We start from the raw sequence: 19,268 nt of genomic DNA, 5'->3' as shown, positions 1-19,268 counted from the left end.
ATAAAAATCATGGAAAACGAAAAAAACATGCAAGTTATAGACAATCTTTACAAAGCTTTTGCAACAGGAGATATGCCTGCGGTTCTTGAGTTAATGGATCGATATATTACATGGAATGAAGCCGAAAGTAATTCGCTTGCAAGCGGCAATCCATATATTGGTCCAGATGCAATTTTAAATGGTGTATTTGCCCGTCTTGGTAGTGTTCATGAATATTTCCATTTGAAAGATGTGCAACTTCATAACATGCATGACAATAAAGTTTTTGCAACCTTACGTTATGATGCCAAAGTAAAGAAAACAGGTAAAAGCTATAATGCACAAGTGGCGCATTTTTGGACACTTAATAACGATGGTAAAATAACACGATTTCAGCAATATGTAGATACTAAGAAGTTGGCAGATGCTGGAGCATAAATACAAGATTTTGCTGTTTTTTTTACGCAATCAGATGGTAACCTATGTATGCTAAATAAGTAATTATAAGTATTTCCTTTATATTTCTTAACTTAGTTACTTAGCTATTTTTCAACCATATACACACAAAATCTGAATGATAAAACTTATACCCACCAAATCCCAATGGAAAAAGTGGACACTTCCAACCAAAATTTCAGTAATAGGCACTGTAATTGGTGTACTTTCTTTTGGAACCTATGCCATTGAGAAAACCTATAACATGTATGCTAAAATAGAAAATCCACCTCCTAAAAATTTTCTTTATGGTACATGGGAAGCCAATGAAATCGAAGAAGGAATAGAAGTTACAATTTTATGGCATTTAAAAAAAGACGGTACAACAACTTATGAATTTATAAGGCATTCTACCATACCATACCAATTACGCCAAAAATATATGTTTATCAAACAATCAAAATCTAGCTGGTATTATAATGATGGCTTGATTTATGAAAAGACTACACAAGTAACCTATGTAGAAAGTAAATATAACAGAAAGGCAAAATACTATGAAGCTAGATCCATTATACATGCTATAGATAAAAATACTTTTGAGTTAACTATTGTAGATAATGATAATTTGGAGTCTCGAGGTAATAAAAGAGTTTATAAACGTGTAATAGCTGAAGACTAAATAATCGGTATACTATTAGCATAGAAATAACATGAGCTATGTTGCAAAAGCTATTCTATTAAATTTTTAACCTCCTCAAAATCTAAACCTCCATAATTACCAGAACTCATTAATAACAAGGCTGTATTATCAAAATTCTGTTCAAACAAGAAGTCTTTAAATGCTTCAGGATTGGTATAAATAATTAAATCCTCACGCTGAAAAGCATTGGCAATTTGCGCTTGTGTAACTTCTTCTAGTTTTTTAATTTCTACAGCATGTGGCGAATAAAAAACTACTGCAACATCTGCTGCATCTAAAGCGCCTTTGTATTCTTTTAAAAATTCGGCATTTAAGCTAGAGTAGGTATGCAATTCTAAACAAGCAACTAATGTTCTATTTTCATATTGCTCTTTTACAGCCTTTGTTGTTGCTTCGACTTTACTTGGCGAATGTGCAAAATCTTTAAAGGCAACAGCATTTTTACTTTCGGCAATTTTTTCTAATCGCTTACTTGCTCCTTTAAAAGTAGAAATAGCTTCATAAAAATCGTCTTCGTCAATTCCCATGTGTTGGCAAATCCATTTTGCTCCTGCAAGATTATTAAGATTATGTTTTCCAAAAACTTCTATTGGCAAAGGTCCTTCTGAAGTTTCTAAAAGTGTTTGTCCATTTTCTACTGTGTATTCTGGAGTGTGATATGGTAGTTTTCTAATGGTATTTTCACTAGCTTCTACTACTCTTTTTACCTCAGCATCTTCTTCATTATAAGATATGCTTCCGCCTCTTACAATACTATTTACAAAAATATCGAACTGGGTTACGTAGTTTTCATAGGTTGGAAACACATTAATATGATCCCAAGCAATTCCGCTTAACAAAGCAATATTAGGTTTGTATAAATGAAATTTTGGTCTTCTATCAATTGGTGAACTTAAATACTCATCCCCTTCTAAAACAATAAAATCATTGTCTTCGGTAAGTTTTACCATGACATCAAAACCTTCTAATTGCGCACCAACCATATAATCCACATCACGATCATGATAATGCATAACATGTAAAATCATCGAGGTAATGGTTGTTTTACCATGACTTCCTCCTATTACAACTCTGGTTTTTTGTTTAGATTGCTCGTACAAAAACTCCGGATAGCTATAAATTTTTAAGCCTAATTCTTGTGCTTTCAATAATTCTGGGTTATCGGCTTTGGCATGCATTCCTAAAACAATAGCATCTAAATCTGTTGTTATTTTTTCTGGAAACCAACCAAAGCTTTCTGGTAAAAGCTGCTTAGCTGCTAATCTAGATTTTGAAGGCTCAAAAATAGTATCATCACTTCCAGTTACTTGATACCCTTTGTTATGTAATGCTAAGGCTAGATTATGCATTGCAGATCCACCTATAGCTATAAAATGTACGTTCATGTTTTATTTTTGAAGATGTTTCAAAGATAGTTTTTTGACCTGAATTTCACTAATTTTCATGAATCTGTTGTTGTACCTTTTTAAATACTTACAGCTAAATTATTGAAGAGATTGGCTTTGGTTTCAAAATAATTGTTTTCTAATATAATTGCTTTTAAACGCGCGTCCATAAGTTTTCGTTCTCTAGAATTTACTAGAAACAAAGAGCTTTCACCTAAAGTAAATTTGCGTTCTTCTGCAGCAACCAATTGTTCATAGTCTTGTATCATTTTATCGGTTAAATCGTTTTGAATAGTATAGGATTGTAACTCGTTTTTTATGGCATCTACTTTATTTTTTATACGTAATTTAGACACCGTAATATCTAAAGTTGTGTTTTGCATTTTTAGTTTAGCAAGTTTTAAATCCCCTCGTTCTTTTCTTAAAAACAAAGGAAAACGCATCGTCACAGCACTTTTATAGTTCGCAGTATTAAAACTATTTGTTACTTCTGGTGTTTGTGATAAAAAATTATATTGCAAGTCAATTTTTGGCAATAACATATTGGCTTTTAAACGTTTTTCTATTTTTAAGCTTTCGTATTTATAACTTAAGGATTTCACTTTTGGATGTGTTTCTATGTTAAAATCATAAATTGCTAATTCTGAAATATTTAAACTATCATCAATACTTTCTTCGCTATTAACATTAGGTATTACATTTTCCTGCAACTCTATAGGAATGTTATTTTCTAACCACAAATAATTAGATAATTCTAGCGTTGCTTTCATGAATTTCACTTTTGCTTTTTCTTGCAATAACGCTCTTTCGTTTACTACTATTCTAGCTTCCACTAAATCTATAGCTGCATTTTCACCTACTTCTACATTTTGCTTAATACCATTAAACCTTAATTGCGCATTACTTAAAAACTCCTTATAAAGATTCACTTCATTATATGTTTTTAACCAATTAAAATAAACTAAAGAAGCCTGATAAATAATATTATTTACCAGAATATCCCGATCTGCCTGTGCTTGTTGTTTAAAAAATTTTGCTTGTTTTAAGGAAGCCATTCTTTTATTAATAATAAGTCCTTGTGCTACAGAAAAAGATATTCCTGCGCTATACAAACCATCTTGAGGAAGTGTTTTTTCTGGATTTAGATATACACCATCTGTTTCTTCAAAATTTGCTTTAAGCGCAATACCATACCATGTAGGAATTTTAAAAGAAGTATTTAATTTATCATAATACGTTGTGCCTTTAAACTTCTTTCTATCGTAATCTAATGTTAATTTAGGGTCGAAAGCACCTCTTGCTTTTAATAATTTTGCTTCGCTTTCACTAATTACCAACTGTGCTTGTTTTGCAATAGGATGATATTTTTTTACAAAAGCTAAATACTCTTCAAAACGTAAAACAGAGCGTTCTTCTTGTGCACAAAGCATACTAGAGAAACTAAACAAAAAAATTGTTATCAGTCTTTTCATTTTTTACTTTTTTTATCTGTTTTACTTGATTCTGGTTGGTAATAATTGGGAGGAAAACCATTTAATTTTCTCCATAACTCAAACCAAATAGGTACATCTTCTAACAAGGCCATAGTTTTTGCTCCTGAACCAACACGAATCGCTTCAGGCCAAATATTTTCGGCAGTATCTGGCGCTAGTAATACTCTAAACTTTCCATTAGAACTAATAAAGTTTTCTATGGCAACTACCTTTGCACCATAGGTTCCATAAGATACGTTTGGCCATCCACTAAAAACAATTGCTGGCCACCCATCAAACTGCACACGTACTTTTTCACCAACATGAAGTAATGGTAAATCTAAAGGCTTTACGTAAGTTTCTACAGCTAAATCGTATTGTGATGGCATAATATTTACCAAACTTTCCCCTTCTTTAAAAGTTTCACCTAAACCACCTCTAATGGCTTTATTAATAAATCCGTTTTGTGGCGCAGTAACATAACGTAACGTATTACGCATTTCATAATTAGAATAACTGGTTTCTAACTTACTTACTTGAGCTTCTGTATCAAACTGACTAGATTGTGCTGTAAACTTATCACTTTGTGCTTTAGATACTTTATCGTTATACGAAGCATTAACACTCGCTATTTCTACTTGGGCATTAATAACATTATTCTTACTAGCTAGAAACTTATTTTCTTGCGAAATACGTTTCGCTTGTGTTTCCTGAAGTTTTAGTCTTTTTTCTTCAACATCTTTTAATGCTTTTAACCCTTCCTCTTGTAAAGTTACGGTACGATCATATTGTTTTTTAGCAATTTTTAAATTGGTATTTGCTGCTTCCAATTCTATACTATCACTTTTAACTTTTAAATGCGATTGCATTAATTTATTTTTTGCTTGTTCTAGTTTTAAACTTCTTGCTGTATTTAGTGCAGTTATTTGCCTATCTAAAGCTTTTACTTTTTCAGAATAAGAAGTTACAGATGCATTTTTTGCGTTTATTTGATTTCCTGTTCTTGTAACCAAGTTCGGATCGAAATAATCGCTTTTAACTTCAGAAATTTCTAGAATAGTATCTCCTTTTTTTACCTGATCTCCTTCTTGTACAAACCACTTTTCTATTTTCCCTGGAATTGGAGACTGTATCGTTTGTGGTCTTTGATCTGGTTTTAATGTGGTTACTTGTCCTTGTCCACTTATATTTTGTGTCCAAGGAAAAAACAGTATAACAAAACAAAAAACGGCAAAGCCTAGAAGAAACCGATTAAAGTACTTATAGTATTTTTTGTTAAATGTTTTCTGTCCGGATTTGTATTGATTAAAATCGAACTCTTTATGTAATGTATTATTGGATATATTTAACATAGCATGATAAATTAAATCATTTTTCCTTTTTGTAATGTAATTGTGTTTTGGCATTTTTCTTGCCATCTTTTATTTCCACTTACTACTATAACTGCCCAATTATTTGACTGATCTAATAAGAAATTCATAACCTTTTCCCATTCTTTATATTCAAACTGATCTAAAGGATCTTCAAGGATTAGTAGTCTTGGTTTTCTAACAATTGCTCGTGCTAGTATTATCTTTTTAGCATCTGTATATGCAATTTGTTTTCCTTCTGGATTAATAACAGTGTTAAGTCCTTTAGGATGTTCTTTAATAAATGTTTGAAGTCCAACTTTTTCAATTGCCCAGAAAACTTCTTCATCGGTAAGACTATCATCTCCAAAGGTTATATTTTCACGAAGTGTAGCTTCAAAAGGAGTTTCTTCAGATAAAGACATCCCTATTTGCCCTCTATATTTATTTAAATGAATGTTATTTAAAGAAAAATTATCTAAAAATATTGTTCCTTTTGTTGGTTTTATTAATCCTGCAAACAAACGTAACAAACTAGATTTACCTGCTCCACTTTCGCCACGAATTAAGGTACTAGTGTTTGCATTTACTTGCATTGTTATATTTTCTAAAATATTTTTATCTCTATTTGGTACATTATAGGTTACATTTTCTAACTCAATTTTAAAATTTTCACTAAAAATTGGATCTTCTCCTATTTGACTTTCTAATTCTTTATCTACAACCTGACCAATTTTTTCTAAAGAAGTTAAAATGTCGTAAAAAGCTTCTAAACCAAGAATTAGCTTTTCCACAGAACTAATTACTAATAGTATTATTATTTCTGCAGCCACAAACTGTCCTATATTCATTTCTTGATTTAAAACTAATGCGCCTCCAATGGTTAACAAACCTGCTGTAACGATTACTTTAAAACCAATCATTTGTATAAACTGTAGTACTAAAATTCTAAAATGTGATTCTCTAGCATTTAAATATTTATCTACAAAAGCATCGTTTTTTGTTAATGCTAATTTGGTTTTTCCAGACAGTTTAAAACTTATTATAGTTCTTGCTACTTCCTGAATCCAATGTGCCACTTTGTATTTGTTTTTAGATTCTTGCAGGCTAGTTTCCATTCCTTTTTTAGCAGTAAATTTAAAAACCACATATACTAATATTAAAAGTATAACGCCAAAAGCAATAAAGAAAGGATGGTAAAATGAAAGCAATATTAGTGCAAATACAATTTGTAAAACGGCAGCTGGAATATCTACTAATATTTTAGCCAACCCCTTTTGCACATTTAAGGTGTCGAAAAAACGATTTGCTAATTCTGGTGGATAGTAATTACGCAACTCTTCCATAGTGATTTTTGGAAAACGATAGATAAACTCAAAAGAAGCACGTGTAAAAACACGCTGTTGAAGTGTTTCTATAATTCGCATTTGCATCAATTGTAAAACGCCAACAAAAGCAACACCAAGGGTTACTAAAACGACTAAAACAATCCAAGAGGTAGTTATTTGTGCTCCTTGTAATAAATTAATAATTGCTTGTATACCTAAAGGCAAGGACAACGAAACTAATCCAGCAAAAATGGCATAATAAAACACTTGTAAAACGGCACGCTTTTCTAATTTAAGTAAACCAAAAAGCCTTTGCCAAGGGGACATTGTAGTATTTTTCATATATTTATTTTAAAGCATTAAATGTAAGGTCTGTAAAGAATTGTGTTGGCGAAGTTTTCTCATCACAATCTGTTATCGACTTAAAATGTTCCTTTAAAAAATGTTGATGCAAAGCACCTTCAATTATAGTACTTGCAAGGCTTGAGGCATATTTATAATTCGGATTTATATTAATTATCATGTCTCGTATTCTAATTACTAATCGCTTGTAAATGATAAAGTATCCTTCTTTATTTTCTGCATCGACTTCTTTGGTTAAATAGGATTTAGAATATTCGTTAATAATAATTCTATTTAAAACAACCTCATTAATATGTGAGAACGTACTATCTTCTTGTATTGCTCTTGTAACAATTTCGATCGCTTTTGTTAACTGTAATTTTTCATCAGAAATATTATGTGTAGCAAAAACAAGTTGGTACTCTATCCAAGCCCAATACCAAGAAGTTAAATACAATAGTAGTTTATGCTTACTTTCAAAATAACGATAAATCGAACTTTCATTAGATCCAATTTTTACACCTAACTTTTTAAATGTAAAACTATCAAAGCCTATTTCCTCTATTAAAAGAATACCATGTTCTATAATACGCTTTCCTAATTTTGAAGATTCTGGATCTTTAAGAAAAATTTTTTCTGGTACGTTAATCTTTAAATTTGACAGTAAACTAATCATATACATATATTTTGATTGCAAATATAATAGTATTACTATTAAAATAAAAAATAAAAATAAAAAAAACTGCTTTTTGCAGTCTTATAAAAGTTACAATGAATTAAATTATAATTTATTAATGAATATTTTTTCCTCTTTAAAAACTTTTATTTCTGGAAGTAATACAATAGCCAATTCAATATATTTCAAGGCTTTTTCTTTGTTGTTAAGATGCTTATAAATTTGCGCTAATCTATAATTAGCCCAAGCAATTGGTACTCCATCTTCAGCGGAATAACCTTCAATATACCTTAACAAACACTGCTCCCCTTTTACAAGTTGAATGTTATATTCTGCTGCTACTTTGCCTATTTGATAATGTAATGCGTTTCTTTTATGTTTAGCGTGTGAAGCTTCAATTGTTGCTATTGCTTTTTCTGGTGTATTCGTATTTTCATAAAAACTAGAAAGTTTTTCATAACAAGTTAATGATCCTCCTTCAGTTATTGCAAGTTTATAATATTTCTCGGCTAATTCTGGTTCGTCATCATATTCATAAATATAGCCTTTTGCTAAATACCCATCTACTTTAGATAAAGCTTCTAATTCATTTGCATATTGCATAGAGGTACTTTTACTTCCTCCTACAATTGCTGGTAATTGCATATATAATTCTACTAAAGCCCAACGTGTATTTATGTGTTTCGCATCTAATTTAGCAGCGGTTAAAAAGGCTTCTTTAACATCACCAATAAGAGTTAAAGCAAGAATTTTATTTACTTGTAATGCTTTCATACCTAAAGCGCCTCCATACTTATAATGGTAGTTAGCATTTAGTGGTTTTGCATCCACCAATTTTTGGTATTCTATTATCGCCTCCTCCCATTTTTCTTGGTAGCCATAAGCATCACCAAATAATTCAATTGCTTTATTATCCTCTTGGTTTTCTGAAACATAAACAGACAATAAATGTTCTGCTTTTTCATATTCTTTTTGTTGAAGTAATACTTCAGCTTTATCCAGACTTTGCTGACTAAAACTTAATAAAGGGAATAACAAAAAAACTAAAAAATTTCGCATATATTTTAAGTCGATAGCACAAATATAAACTTTCAAAAAGGAATACTAAAAAGTTACAATTCTTTAAAAAAAAGTTAACTTCACTCATCCAAAAGCAGTATTGACTAATTATTTGTTTTTTGGAACACATTTTGAAGTTAGTTTTACACAAAACTTGGAATATGAAACATTCATAAAAAACTTGATATACAAGAATACAGTTTAAAATGAATACTACATGTGACCTTTGAAAAACTATAGATATAAACACATGAAAAATAGCATCACTATATTTATGATCGTCCTTTTTGCAAATTTTACGCAAGCACAAAACCAAGATTACAGCAATCTTTGGAAAGAAATTGAACAATTAGAACAAAAGGGATTAACACAATCTGCACTAAAAGCTGTAGAAACAATTAGTAATAAAGCCAAAACAGATAAAAACACACCACAAATTGTAAAAACGCTTTTATACAAAAGTAAATATGCAATTACCTTAGAAGAAGATGCACAACTAAAAATTGTAAATGATTTTAAGAAAGAAATAAGCCAAAGTATTTCTCCCACAAAAAACCTATTAGAGAATTTACTAGCGAACTTATATTGGCAATATTTTCAAGACAATAGATATAAGTTTTATAACAGAACAAAAACCGAAGAAAAAGTTGATGTTACAGATTTTAGAACTTGGGATTTACAAACCCTATACAAAGAAATTAATACTTATTACCAAAGCTCCTTAGAAAATGGCTTATTGTTGCAGCAAACGAATTTAGAAAACTATAGTGCACTTTTACAAGAACAAAAAAACTCTAAAACCTTTAGACCTACGCTTTTTGATTTACTAAATCATAATGCACTAAGTTTTTATGAAACCGACGAAAACAGCATCACAAAACCTGCATATAAATTTGAAATAGACAAAGCAGATTATTTAAGTGAAGCTTCCGTTTTTTCTTCATTCAATATAAAATCAAAAGATAGTACATCGTTACAGCTACATGCTTTAAAAATTTACCAAGACCTAATTCAGTTTCATAGTAAAGACAAATCGCCTAAAGCATTAGCAGATGTAAATATTAAAAGACTAAAATTTGTAAGACAGCACGCGACCTTTTCGAATAAAGATGCAATTTACCTAGAAGCATTACAAGCAGAAAGTAAACGATTTAAAAACCATACGGTTTCTGGTATATACGATTTTGAAATAGCTACCTCATATTTTCAACAAGGTGCAGAATACCAACCAGAAACTAAAGAAGAAAACCGTTGGAAAAACAAAGAAGCACTTGCGCTTTGCAATACCGTAATTACTCAATTCTCTAAAAGTATTGCTGCTCAAAAATGTCTAGTTTTAAAACAACAAATCGAACAACAAAGTCTTCAAATTACTTCAGAAGCACATATACCAATCCAAAAAGAAGCTAGATTCTTAATTCGGTATAAAAACTTGAACGATGTATCTTTTATCGTGTATACCATTTCAGAGAGCCAATTAGAACAATTAAATAAAACCTACAGAAAGGAAGAACAGTTAGCTTTTATTAACAAACTAGAAAGCGTTACACGTTGGAAAAACACATTGCGTAATGAAAAAGATTACCAAACACATACTACAGAAGTTATTTTACCTAAACTAAACAACGGAAGGTACATTGTTTTTGCAAGGCCTAATAAGGATACAAATACTTTTGGCTTTGCCAATATTCAAGTTACTAATTTGGCGGTTGTAGAAAAGGCCAAACAAGACAAAACAACCTTTCAAGTTATTAACAGAAATAACGGAAAACCTATTCCTAATGCGAAACTTAAAATTAGCTATTTAAAAAACAACAATCGTACGCGAACTATAGAAAACATAGTAGCTAACACCAAAGGAGAAGCTGTACTTCATAAAAACACCGAAAGATATAGTAGTGTAAAAATGGAAGTAACACATCAAGATGAAAAAGCATATTTTGGCGATTATTATATATACAAAAACTATAATAACAACATAGAAAACAAAGAAACGTATAAAGGTTTTTTATTTACAGACAGAAGTATTTACAGACCAGGACAAACGGTTTTCTTTAAAGGAATTGCTATTAAAACCAATACCGATGTCTCGGAAGTATTTCCAGACACAAAAATAACAGTAACACTAAAAGACGCTAATTACCAAGAAGTGAAAACTTTAGAATTTGTAACGAATACATTTGGTTCTTTTCAAGGCGAATTCATTCTACCAAGTACAGGATTAACAGGTAATTTCAATATTAGTATTTCTTCTGAAAAAGTAAAAATAAACGGAAACACCAATATTTCAGTCGAAGAATATAAACGCCCAAAGTTTGAAGCTACATTTCTTCCTGTAACAGAAACCTATAAAGTAAATGATGAAATTACCATAAAAGGAAATGCACTAGCTTATGCTGGAAGTAACATTACAGACGCTAAAGTCGTCTATCGTGTACACCGAAAAGTACAATATCCTAGATGGTATTATTGGTATCGTCCTTTTTTTTCTAGTGAACCTCAAGAAATTACAAATGGAGAAAGTAAAACGAATCATAGTGGCGAATTCGAAATAAAATTCAATGCACTTCCAGACCAAAGTGTAGACCAAAAAAACCTTCCTGTTTTTCATTATGTAGTAACTGCAGATATCACAGATCTTAATGGCGAAACCAGAACTGCAACCACAACTGTAAATGTTGGCTATCATGCTTTACTGGCCACCCTTTCTATTGCAGACAAATTAGACAAAGGCAATAAAGAGCACATATTAAAAATAGACACTAAAAACCTAAATGGCGAATTTGCTCCTGCAAAAGGAAGCATTAAAATCTATAAACTAATAGCACCAAAACAGGTATTACGACCAAGAGTTTGGAATGCTCCAGATTATCAAGACATATCGGAAAGTGAATTTAAAAACAAATTCCCAAATGAAGCGTTTAAAGACGAACACAACAGTACAACTTGGCAAAAAGGCAAGCTAGTTCTTAATCAAAAATTCGATACTTCAAAAAAGAAAGAATTAACCTTAGGCAATCTAAAAAAATGGGAATCTGGCGCTTATGTCATTCTACTAGAAAGCAAAGATTTATTTGGTCAAGAAGTAAAAGACGAAATAAGAACAACGCTGTTTAGCAATAACGATGAAACCATAGCAGACCATCAACTTTTTAATGTTACTACAAACAAAGACGCTTATAAAATAGGTGAAAATGCAAAAGTCACCTTTGCTTCTGCAGCAAAAGAGGTATACGTAACCGTAGCTGTAGAAAAAAATCAGGAAATCATTCAACAAGAAATCATTACTTTAAATAACAACAAAAAAACGATTAGCATTCCCGTTAACAAAGAAGATGTTGGTGGCTTTGTGGTGCATTATAGTTTCTCAGCCTATAACAGTTATCAAGGTTCTAGTGTAAACATTGTTGTTCCGTATCCTAAAACAGAATTAGAAATAGAAACCAAAACCTTTAGAGACAAACTACAACCAGGAACAGACGAAACTTGGAGTTTTAAAATTAAAGGACCGCAAGGTGAAAAAGTAAGTGCCGAATTACTAGCAAGTATGTATGACGCTTCTTTAGATCCATTTAAACCGCATACATGGAATTTTAATCCAATAAAACAACAAAATTACTATACTCGAAATAGAACAAATGCAAGACAAAGTTTTGGCGCTATTGGTTTTAGAATACACAACCAAAACAATTATACAGCATCATATTCGCAACAAAATTATGACCAGATTAATTGGTTTGGTTTGCATTTTGGATACAGAAGACTAATGTATAAAACAGAAAACAGGATGCTAGTAAAACGAAGTGCTTCACAAAAAACACAAGTTGCTGGAGCTCCTGTTGCTGAAATGGATATGGCAGATATATCTGTTAGTGAAGAAATTTCAGTTCAAGATACATTAGGAGGAAAAATATCTGGAATTAAAGTAAATGAAGCAGAAACAAAAGAGGAATCCAACTTCGAAGGTGTTTCCATTAGAAAAAACCTACAAGAAACCGTTTTTTTCTTTCCGCAATTACAAACAGATTCAGACGGAAATATTAGCTTTAGTTTTACTACTCCAGAAGCATTAACAAAATGGAACCTCCAACTATTAGCACATACCAAAAAACTAGAAAGTACTGTAAATCGTTTAGAAACTGTTACACAAAAAGAGTTGATGGTAATTCCTAATGCACCACGTTTTTTACGTGAAGAAGATGAAATTGTTATCCGCTCTAAAATTGCAAATCTTACCGAAAAGCAAATTTCTGGCGAAGCGGTTTTACAACTTTTTGATGCTACAACTGGCGAACGTATTGATAAAAAACTATTCACAGTAGCCGAAATATCAAGCCCTAATTATACTGGGAATTATTCTGGCGCATTTGGAACAAGACAATTTACGGTAGATGCAAAAGGAAACACACAAGTCTCTTGGCTACTTTACATTCCAGAAGATATATCTGCTGTGCAATATAAAATTATTGCACATTCTAATGATTATAGCGATGGCGAACAAAACGTGCTTCCGGTGTTAACCAATAGATTGCTGGTTACCGAAACGCTTCCTATGTGGATTAAAAGCAACGAGACAAAAACCTTCACTTTAGACAAACTAAAAAACAACCATTCCACAACGCTTAAAAATCATAATCTAGCGTTAGAAATGACCAGCAATCCTGCTTGGTATGCTGTGCAAGCGCTACCGTATTTAATGGAATATCCTTACGATTGTAATGAACAAACCTTCAGTAGATATTATGCAAACGCATTGGCAAGTCATATTGCAAATAGTAACCCTAGAATTCAGGAGGTTTTTAACCAGTGGAAAAACACAGACGCATTACTTTCAAACTTAGAAAAAAATCAAGAATTAAAAGCTCTTTTAATTCAAGAAACTCCTTGGTTACGAGATGCACAAAGTGAAACCGAACAAAAAAAACGTATTGCCTTATTATTCGATTTAAACAAAATGAATAACGAGTTACAGTCTGCAAAACGTAAACTAGAACAAAACCAAATGCAAAATGGTGCTTGGTCTTGGTTTGCTGGCGGAAGAGAAAACCGTTATATCACGCAACATATTATTACTGGTTTTGGACATCTTAAACATTTAAAAGTAGAAGCTTCCGAAGCATCAAAAATGATTGAAAATGCTATACGTTATTTAGATGCTGCATTTATTCAAGAATACAAAGACATTCAAAAATTCAACAAAGATGTCGATATGTCTAAAGATCATTTAAGCTACACGCAATTACATTATTTATACATGCGTAGCTTTTTTCCTGAAATAAAAAAGAGCAAAGAAGTACAAGACATTACCAGGTACTACAAAACACAAATAGAAAAATATTGGTTATCTAGAAGCTTGTATGCAAAAGGAATGATGGCTTTAATTGCAGAAAGATTAGACGATAATAAAACTGCAAAAGCGATTATTAAATCTTTAAAAGAAAACAGCATTACTAGTGATGCTTTAGGAATGTATTGGAAAGAAAACACCAATTCGTGGTATTGGCATCAAGCTCCAATAGAAACACAAGCTTTGCTTATTGAAGCGTTTTCTGAAATTGAAAACGATATAGAAACCATTGACAATCTTAAAATCTGGCTGCTTAAAAACAAACAAACAAATCGATGGAAAACCACCAAAGCAACTACCGAAGCCGTTTATGCTTTATTACTGCAAGGAAGCGATTGGTTAAGTATTACAGATATGGTAGATATTGTAATTGGTAATCAAGAGTTAGATCCTAAAAAACTGAAAGACGTAAAAATAGAAGCTGGAACTGGATATTTTAAAACGGCATGGAAAGGTGCAGAAATTAAACCTGAGATGGCAGAAGTACAGATTTCTAAAAAAGGAAAAGGTATTGCTTGGGGAAGTTTGTATTGGCAGTATTTTGAGGATTTAGATAAAATTACTTCGGCAGAAACCCCTTTGCAATTGAAGAAAAAACTCTTCCTAAAAAAGAATACTGACTCAGGAGAAGAACTTCAAGAAGTTTCTATAGATACTAAATTACAAGTTGGTGATTTGGTAAGAGTTCGAATAGAATTACGAAGTGATCGTGCTATGGAGTTTGTACATATGAAAGATATGCGAGCTGCAGGTTTAGAACCAATAAATGTGCTTAGCCAATACAAATGGCAAGATGGATTGGGGTATTACGAAAGCACAAAAGATGCCGCTACAAATTTCTTTTTTGACTATTTACCAAAAGGTGTATTTGTTTTCGAATATGATTTACGTGTAAATAATTCAGGATACATGAGTAATGGTATTACAACCATTCAAAGTATGTATGCACCAGAATTTAGTAGTCATAGTGAAGGCGTTAAAATCACTGTAGAATAACAAATGAAAAAAAAAGTATACCTATTTTTAATTACTAGTATTGTTGTGTTTTCTTGTGCTTCAAAAAAACAAATAATGCCTGAAACTGATTCCATAAATAAAGAGACTATCACTAGTGTACAAAACAAAATTCTATTTTTAAACTATCAAATAGTAAAAAATGAAAAAGAGAAAAAAAGCATTACACTAATCAATCAAATTAATACAAAGGGAAAGTTAAAAGGAAAGTCTGTAGAGATCGAAAACACAACATATGGCGATTTAGAATATGCCATTCTAGACGCAGAATTAAATATACTAGAAAAACATGTTTTAAAAAATCCATTAAAAAAAACAGTGGAGTTTATTAACGATTTTGGTAATTTTGAAAAAAAAGTTTTAGATTTAGATACTGTGCAATTTCATATACGATTGCAATTACCTGCCAAAGCAAAACATATTGCTATATCAGAATTTACAAATACCAAACCAATACAACATATTACTACTAAAATAGAATAAGCATGAAAAGACTATTACTTTTAATACTTCTGGCTTTTAATTTACAAGTTGCCTTTTCGCAAACTTTTGATGTAGTAAAAATTAAAGATTCTGGTGCAGATAACAAACGTATTAATCTAGTTATTTTAGGGGATGGTTATACATCAAGTGAGCTTAGCCAATTTGAAACAGATGCAACTAGTTTTATGAACGATTTATTTGCAGAAGAACCTTTTGCTAGCTATGAAAATTACTTTAATGTACATATTATAAAAGTAATATCTATGGAAAGTGGTGCATCACATCCAGGAACTGCTTCAGACGAAGCAAGCTATAGTGTACCAATACAAACAGTAAATAATTACTTTGGTACCATGTATGATAGTTATGATATACACAGATTACTTTATACAGAAAACCAAGGAAGCATCTCTACCGTTTTAGCAACAAATTTCCCTGCTTATGACCAAGCACTTATTCTGGTGAATTCGCCATATTACGGAGGAAGTGGCGGACCATTTCCTATTGCTTCTACAGGGCTGGATTCTGGAGAGATTGCTATTCATGAATTAGGGCATTCTTTTGTGAATTTAAAAGATGAATATTATCCTGGAGATGCACTTGCAGCTGAAGCTATTAATATGACACAAGAAACAGATCCTACTTTAGTACGTTGGAAAAACTGGATTGGTGTAGACAATGTTGGTGTATACGCTTATGCAACTTCCGGAAATGCTGCAGATTGGAATAGACCACATCAAACATGCAAAATGCGCTATTTAGGATTTCCTTTTTGCGCTGTTTGTAAGGAAGGTATTATTGAAAAAATTCACGATTTAGTTTCTCCTGTAGATTCCTATTCTCCAACTGAAGCTACTATAAGTAATCCAACTTTCCCTATACCATTTCTAATAAATACCATTCAAACAATACCTAGTACTACACTAGAAAACACATGGACACTAAACAGTAGTACTTATGCAACTAATGTAGAAACCGTGAATGTACTTGAAAGCGATTTAGACACAGGAACAAACAACTTAACAGTAGTAGTTCACGATGCAACGACACAATTAAATATAGACAATCACGAATCTATTCACGTAGCAACAATTTCATGGACTATAGATAATACTTTAGGTATTCAAGATGTGATTGCTAACGATTTTAATATTTCTATGTATCCAAATCCATCCAATACGTTTGTAAATTTCAACATAGAAAACACTTTAGGAAAAGATGTTTTAGTAGAAATTATTAGCATAGATGGCAAAAAAATAAAGGCTCTTAATTTATCTAATTCGGAAACATCACAAATGGATATTAGCGCATTAAGTCGAGGATTATACATTACTAACTTTTATCAAAATAATACTTTAATAGCTAGCAAAAAGTTAGTAAAGAATTAAAAATTGTAAATTTCCTTATTTAGTTTCGGGAGGATATTTCGCCAACATTTTTTCTACAACAGCCTGAAGCACAGATTCTCGCTTTTCTGGTATTGCATTAGGATTGAAAGCACTTTCGGTTTCTGCTTGCCAAAAAAGTCCAATTCCTTTTTCGTCTACAAAGTCGAATACAATTTGCCTTGTAATTTTTGTTTGCCCAACAGGGATCCCAATAGAAACGCCTCCTCCTACATTTCTGTTTGTTCCACCAACTCCTACTCCAACTGTACTTCGCTGTTCTTGTGGGTATTCTTTACTATTAATATCTATATAGAAATCTGGGTTTTCAGAAAGTCTAAACCCTTTAATTTGTAATTGATTATCTAATACATTTAACAATCGTTTAAAATCAAGCTCACTTAAACCAGTATCTATATCGGAATAATAATTATAGGTTTTATATTTAGAAAAGTCGGTATCTTTTTCAAAATCACTTACTACATAAATTGGAGCACAAGCAGTAATTAAGAAAATAAAAAATACTATTTTAATACATTTCATGGAATTCTTTTCCTTAAAATTAATCAAAATTTATCCTTTTTATCTATAGATTTCGTTAAAGCTGAGGAAATAATACCTGTTGGAATAGCTACAATACCTAAACCAATCATTAAAATAATAAATGTAAACACTTTACCTCCTACAGTAATTGGGTAAACATCTCCATAACCAACTGTGGTTAAGGTTATAATTGCCCACCATAAGCTATCAAAAATAGAAGAAAAATGTTCTGGTTGCGCCTGGCTTTCAAAGTAATAAATCCCTACTGCAGAAAAATATATTAAAATAAGTGTTATAAGAATAAAGAGTAATATTTCTTCTTTTGCAGATTTTATTGCTCTAGTAAAGTGGTTCATTGCCCTATTATAACGCACTAATTTTAACACTCTAAATAAACGTAAAAAACGTAAAGCTCTTAAGGATCGTAAGTCTAAACCAAAAGACAAGTAAAAAGGAAGAATAGCAAGAAGATCTATTATTCCATAAAAGCTAAATATAAATTTAGTCTTATTATCGGCAACATAAATTCTTAAAAAGTATTCTACAGAAAAAATAAGTACACTAAACAGTTCAATATACTGAAGAGTCTTTCTCGTTTGCGGTTTAAGATCTGGAATGGTTTCAACAGAAAAAGTAACAATAGAAACTAAAATTAACGCTTGTATAAACAAAGCAAAATACCTGCTTAATTTATTGTCATTTATTTCAACTATACTTTTAATATAGGCTTTCATGGTATTACTTAGTCATTTAACATTTTCCAGAGTTTATCATTAAGCTCTGTTAAGCCTTGCTGTGCAACAGAGGAGATAAACATATAATCAATTGGTAAGTTATTATCTAATTCTTCTTTTAATTCTGCCTTTAATTCATCGTCTAACATATCACATTTAGAGATCGCAATCATACGTTCTTTGTCTAACATTTCTGGATTGTAACGTCTTAGTTCATCTAAAAGGATATCGTATTGTTTTTTAATATCTTCTGCATCTGCAGGAATTAAAAACAAAAGTATAGAATTACGTTCAATATGACGTAAAAAGTAATAACCGAGCCCTTTTCCTTCTGCAGCTCCTTCAATAATACCAGGAATATCTGCCATTACAAAAGTTTGAAATTCTCTATGTTTTACAATACCTAAATTTGGTTTAAGCGTTGTAAATTCATAATCTGCAATTTTAGGTTTTGCAGATGTAACTACAGAAAGCAATGTCGATTTTCCTGCATTTGGAAAACCAACTAAGCCAACATCTGCGAGTAATTTAAGTTCTAATGTAATGTCTTTTTCTTCTAACGGAATTCCAGGTTGTGCATAACGAGGCGTTTGATTGGTAGAACTTTTAAAGTGCCAGTTACCACGGCCACCTTTTCCTCCCTCGGCTACAATTCTTTCTTCTCCTTCTTCGGTAATTTCAAATAATACTTCGTTGGTTTCTGTATCTCTAACTACCGTTCCTAATGGCACATCTACATACTGGTCTTCTCCATCTGCCCCAGAACTTCTTCCACTACTTCCGTTACCTCCATGAGTAGCGCGTATGTGCCTTTTAAATTTTAAGTGCAAAAGCGTCCAAAGATTAGAGTTTCCTCTAAGAATGATATGACCACCACGACCACCATCGCCTCCATCTGGGCCACCTTTCTCTAAATATTTCTCACGATGTAAATGCGTAGATCCTTGTCCTCCTTTTCCAGAAGAAACATGCATTTTCACGTAGTCAACAAAATTTCCCTCAGTCATAATACCGTTAAAAGTTAAAAAGTTAAAAGT

At 31.6% G+C, this 19,268-nt stretch carries 14 protein-coding genes; 5 read left to right on the top strand and 9 right to left on the bottom strand.

Translation table 11 applies throughout. From position 1 onward, the window contains the following. Nucleotides 1-9 precede the first annotated feature (9 nt). Both ACVC3Y_RS05060 and ACVC3Y_RS05055 read left to right on the top strand, forming a co-directional pair. Nucleotides 10-417: a nuclear transport factor 2 family protein gene (locus tag ACVC3Y_RS05060; protein ID WP_452226298.1), complete on the top strand. Its 408-nt coding sequence runs from the start codon at nucleotides 10-12 to the stop codon at nucleotides 415-417. Nucleotides 418-553: 136 nt separating this feature from the next. After that, on the top strand, nucleotides 554-1,093 hold the full coding sequence (locus ACVC3Y_RS05055; protein ID WP_303425454.1) for a hypothetical protein: 540 nt from the start codon (nucleotides 554-556) through the stop codon (nucleotides 1,091-1,093). A gap of 50 nt (nucleotides 1,094-1,143) precedes the next feature. Here the strand turns inward: ACVC3Y_RS05055 and ACVC3Y_RS05050 are convergent, their stop codons facing one another. From ACVC3Y_RS05050 to ACVC3Y_RS05025, 6 genes are all read right to left on the bottom strand, one after another. Then, nucleotides 1,144-2,499 carry a UDP-N-acetylmuramate--L-alanine ligase gene (locus ACVC3Y_RS05050; protein ID WP_452226297.1) on the bottom strand — a complete coding sequence of 452 codons (1,356 nt, stop codon included), beginning with the start codon at nucleotides 2,497-2,499 and terminating at the stop codon, nucleotides 1,144-1,146. Between the two features lie 80 nt (nucleotides 2,500-2,579). Next, the gene (locus ACVC3Y_RS05045; RefSeq protein WP_452226296.1) at nucleotides 2,580-3,971 is read right to left on the bottom strand and encodes a TolC family protein; all 1,392 of its coding nucleotides are present in this window, start codon (nucleotides 3,969-3,971) and stop codon (nucleotides 2,580-2,582) included. Then, nucleotides 3,968-5,323, bottom strand: a complete 1,356-nt coding sequence (locus ACVC3Y_RS05040) for an HlyD family secretion protein (protein ID WP_452226295.1) — start codon at nucleotides 5,321-5,323, stop codon at nucleotides 3,968-3,970. Before ACVC3Y_RS05040 ends, ACVC3Y_RS05045 begins: the two co-directional genes overlap by 4 nt. 11 nt (nucleotides 5,324-5,334) lie before the next feature. Continuing rightward, nucleotides 5,335-6,990: a peptidase domain-containing ABC transporter gene (locus ACVC3Y_RS05035; RefSeq protein WP_303425446.1), complete on the bottom strand. Its 1,656-nt coding sequence runs from the start codon at nucleotides 6,988-6,990 to the stop codon at nucleotides 5,335-5,337. A 4-nt stretch (nucleotides 6,991-6,994) separates the two neighbouring features. Then, on the bottom strand, nucleotides 6,995-7,666 hold the full coding sequence (locus ACVC3Y_RS05030) for a TetR/AcrR family transcriptional regulator (protein ID WP_303425445.1): 672 nt from the start codon (nucleotides 7,664-7,666) through the stop codon (nucleotides 6,995-6,997). Nucleotides 7,667-7,771: 105 nt separating this feature from the next. Then, nucleotides 7,772-8,725: a tetratricopeptide repeat protein gene (locus ACVC3Y_RS05025; RefSeq protein WP_303425444.1), complete on the bottom strand. Its 954-nt coding sequence runs from the start codon at nucleotides 8,723-8,725 to the stop codon at nucleotides 7,772-7,774. 250 nt (nucleotides 8,726-8,975) lie between these two features. On the opposite strand from ACVC3Y_RS05025, the gene ACVC3Y_RS05020 reads away from it, so the two are divergent. From ACVC3Y_RS05020 to ACVC3Y_RS05010, 3 genes are read left to right on the top strand one after another with little or no spacing between them, the layout of a single operon-like run. Next, complete coding sequence (locus ACVC3Y_RS05020) at nucleotides 8,976-15,068, top strand: alpha-2-macroglobulin family protein (RefSeq protein WP_452226294.1); 6,093 nt, start codon at nucleotides 8,976-8,978, stop codon at nucleotides 15,066-15,068. A gap of 3 nt (nucleotides 15,069-15,071) precedes the next feature. Then, a complete protein-coding gene (locus tag ACVC3Y_RS05015) occupies nucleotides 15,072-15,569 on the top strand; it encodes a hypothetical protein (RefSeq protein ID WP_303425442.1) in 498 nt (165 codons plus the stop codon). Nucleotides 15,570-15,571: 2 nt separating this feature from the next. Further along, the gene (locus tag ACVC3Y_RS05010) at nucleotides 15,572-16,957 is read left to right on the top strand and encodes a M64 family metallopeptidase (protein WP_452226293.1); all 1,386 of its coding nucleotides are present in this window, start codon (nucleotides 15,572-15,574) and stop codon (nucleotides 16,955-16,957) included. 15 nt (nucleotides 16,958-16,972) lie between these two features. Here the strand turns inward: ACVC3Y_RS05010 and ACVC3Y_RS05005 are convergent, their stop codons facing one another. From ACVC3Y_RS05005 to obgE, 3 genes are read right to left on the bottom strand one after another with little or no spacing between them, the layout of a single operon-like run. Further along, on the bottom strand, nucleotides 16,973-17,497 hold the full coding sequence (locus ACVC3Y_RS05005; RefSeq protein WP_303425429.1) for a DUF4136 domain-containing protein: 525 nt from the start codon (nucleotides 17,495-17,497) through the stop codon (nucleotides 16,973-16,975). Between the two features lie 23 nt (nucleotides 17,498-17,520). Then, nucleotides 17,521-18,231 carry an ion transporter gene (locus ACVC3Y_RS05000; RefSeq protein ID WP_303425428.1) on the bottom strand — a complete coding sequence of 237 codons (711 nt, stop codon included), beginning with the start codon at nucleotides 18,229-18,231 and terminating at the stop codon, nucleotides 17,521-17,523. A gap of 8 nt (nucleotides 18,232-18,239) precedes the next feature. After that, on the bottom strand, nucleotides 18,240-19,238 hold the full coding sequence (gene obgE, locus ACVC3Y_RS04995) for a GTPase ObgE (RefSeq protein ID WP_303425426.1): 999 nt from the start codon (nucleotides 19,236-19,238) through the stop codon (nucleotides 18,240-18,242). Nucleotides 19,239-19,268: the final 30 nt, after the last annotated feature.

The organism is Lacinutrix cladophorae, assembly GCF_053604645.1.
The sequence above is the reverse complement of the archived record's forward strand: the minus strand, read 5'-3'. Positions and strand labels throughout refer to the sequence as shown.

Excerpts from the sequence above, each read along its gene's own strand:
- ACVC3Y_RS05005 (WP_303425429.1), bottom strand. The coding sequence starts at position 17,497 with ATGAAATGTATTAAAATAGTATTTTTTATTTTCTTAATTACTGCTTGT.
- ACVC3Y_RS05050 (WP_452226297.1), bottom strand. The coding sequence starts at position 2,499 with ATGAACGTACATTTTATAGCTATAGGTGGATCTGCAATGCATAATCTA.
- ACVC3Y_RS05030 (WP_303425445.1), bottom strand. The coding sequence starts at position 7,666 with ATGATTAGTTTACTGTCAAATTTAAAGATTAACGTACCAGAAAAAATT.
- ACVC3Y_RS05025 (WP_303425444.1), bottom strand. The coding sequence starts at position 8,725 with ATGCGAAATTTTTTAGTTTTTTTGTTATTCCCTTTATTAAGTTTTAGT.
- ACVC3Y_RS05020 (WP_452226294.1), top strand. The coding sequence starts at position 8,976 with ATGAAAAATAGCATCACTATATTTATGATCGTCCTTTTTGCAAATTTT.
- ACVC3Y_RS05045 (WP_452226296.1), bottom strand. The coding sequence starts at position 3,971 with ATGAAAAGACTGATAACAATTTTTTTGTTTAGTTTCTCTAGTATGCTT.
- ACVC3Y_RS05015 (WP_303425442.1), top strand. The coding sequence starts at position 15,072 with ATGAAAAAAAAAGTATACCTATTTTTAATTACTAGTATTGTTGTGTTT.
- ACVC3Y_RS05060 (WP_452226298.1), top strand. The coding sequence starts at position 10 with ATGGAAAACGAAAAAAACATGCAAGTTATAGACAATCTTTACAAAGCT.
- ACVC3Y_RS05040 (WP_452226295.1), bottom strand. The coding sequence starts at position 5,323 with ATGTTAAATATATCCAATAATACATTACATAAAGAGTTCGATTTTAAT.
- ACVC3Y_RS05055 (WP_303425454.1), top strand. The coding sequence starts at position 554 with ATGATAAAACTTATACCCACCAAATCCCAATGGAAAAAGTGGACACTT.
- ACVC3Y_RS05010 (WP_452226293.1), top strand. The coding sequence starts at position 15,572 with ATGAAAAGACTATTACTTTTAATACTTCTGGCTTTTAATTTACAAGTT.
- ACVC3Y_RS05000 (WP_303425428.1), bottom strand. The coding sequence starts at position 18,231 with ATGAAAGCCTATATTAAAAGTATAGTTGAAATAAATGACAATAAATTA.
- ACVC3Y_RS05035 (WP_303425446.1), bottom strand. The coding sequence starts at position 6,990 with ATGAAAAATACTACAATGTCCCCTTGGCAAAGGCTTTTTGGTTTACTT.
- obgE (WP_303425426.1), bottom strand. The coding sequence starts at position 19,238 with ATGACTGAGGGAAATTTTGTTGACTACGTGAAAATGCATGTTTCTTCT.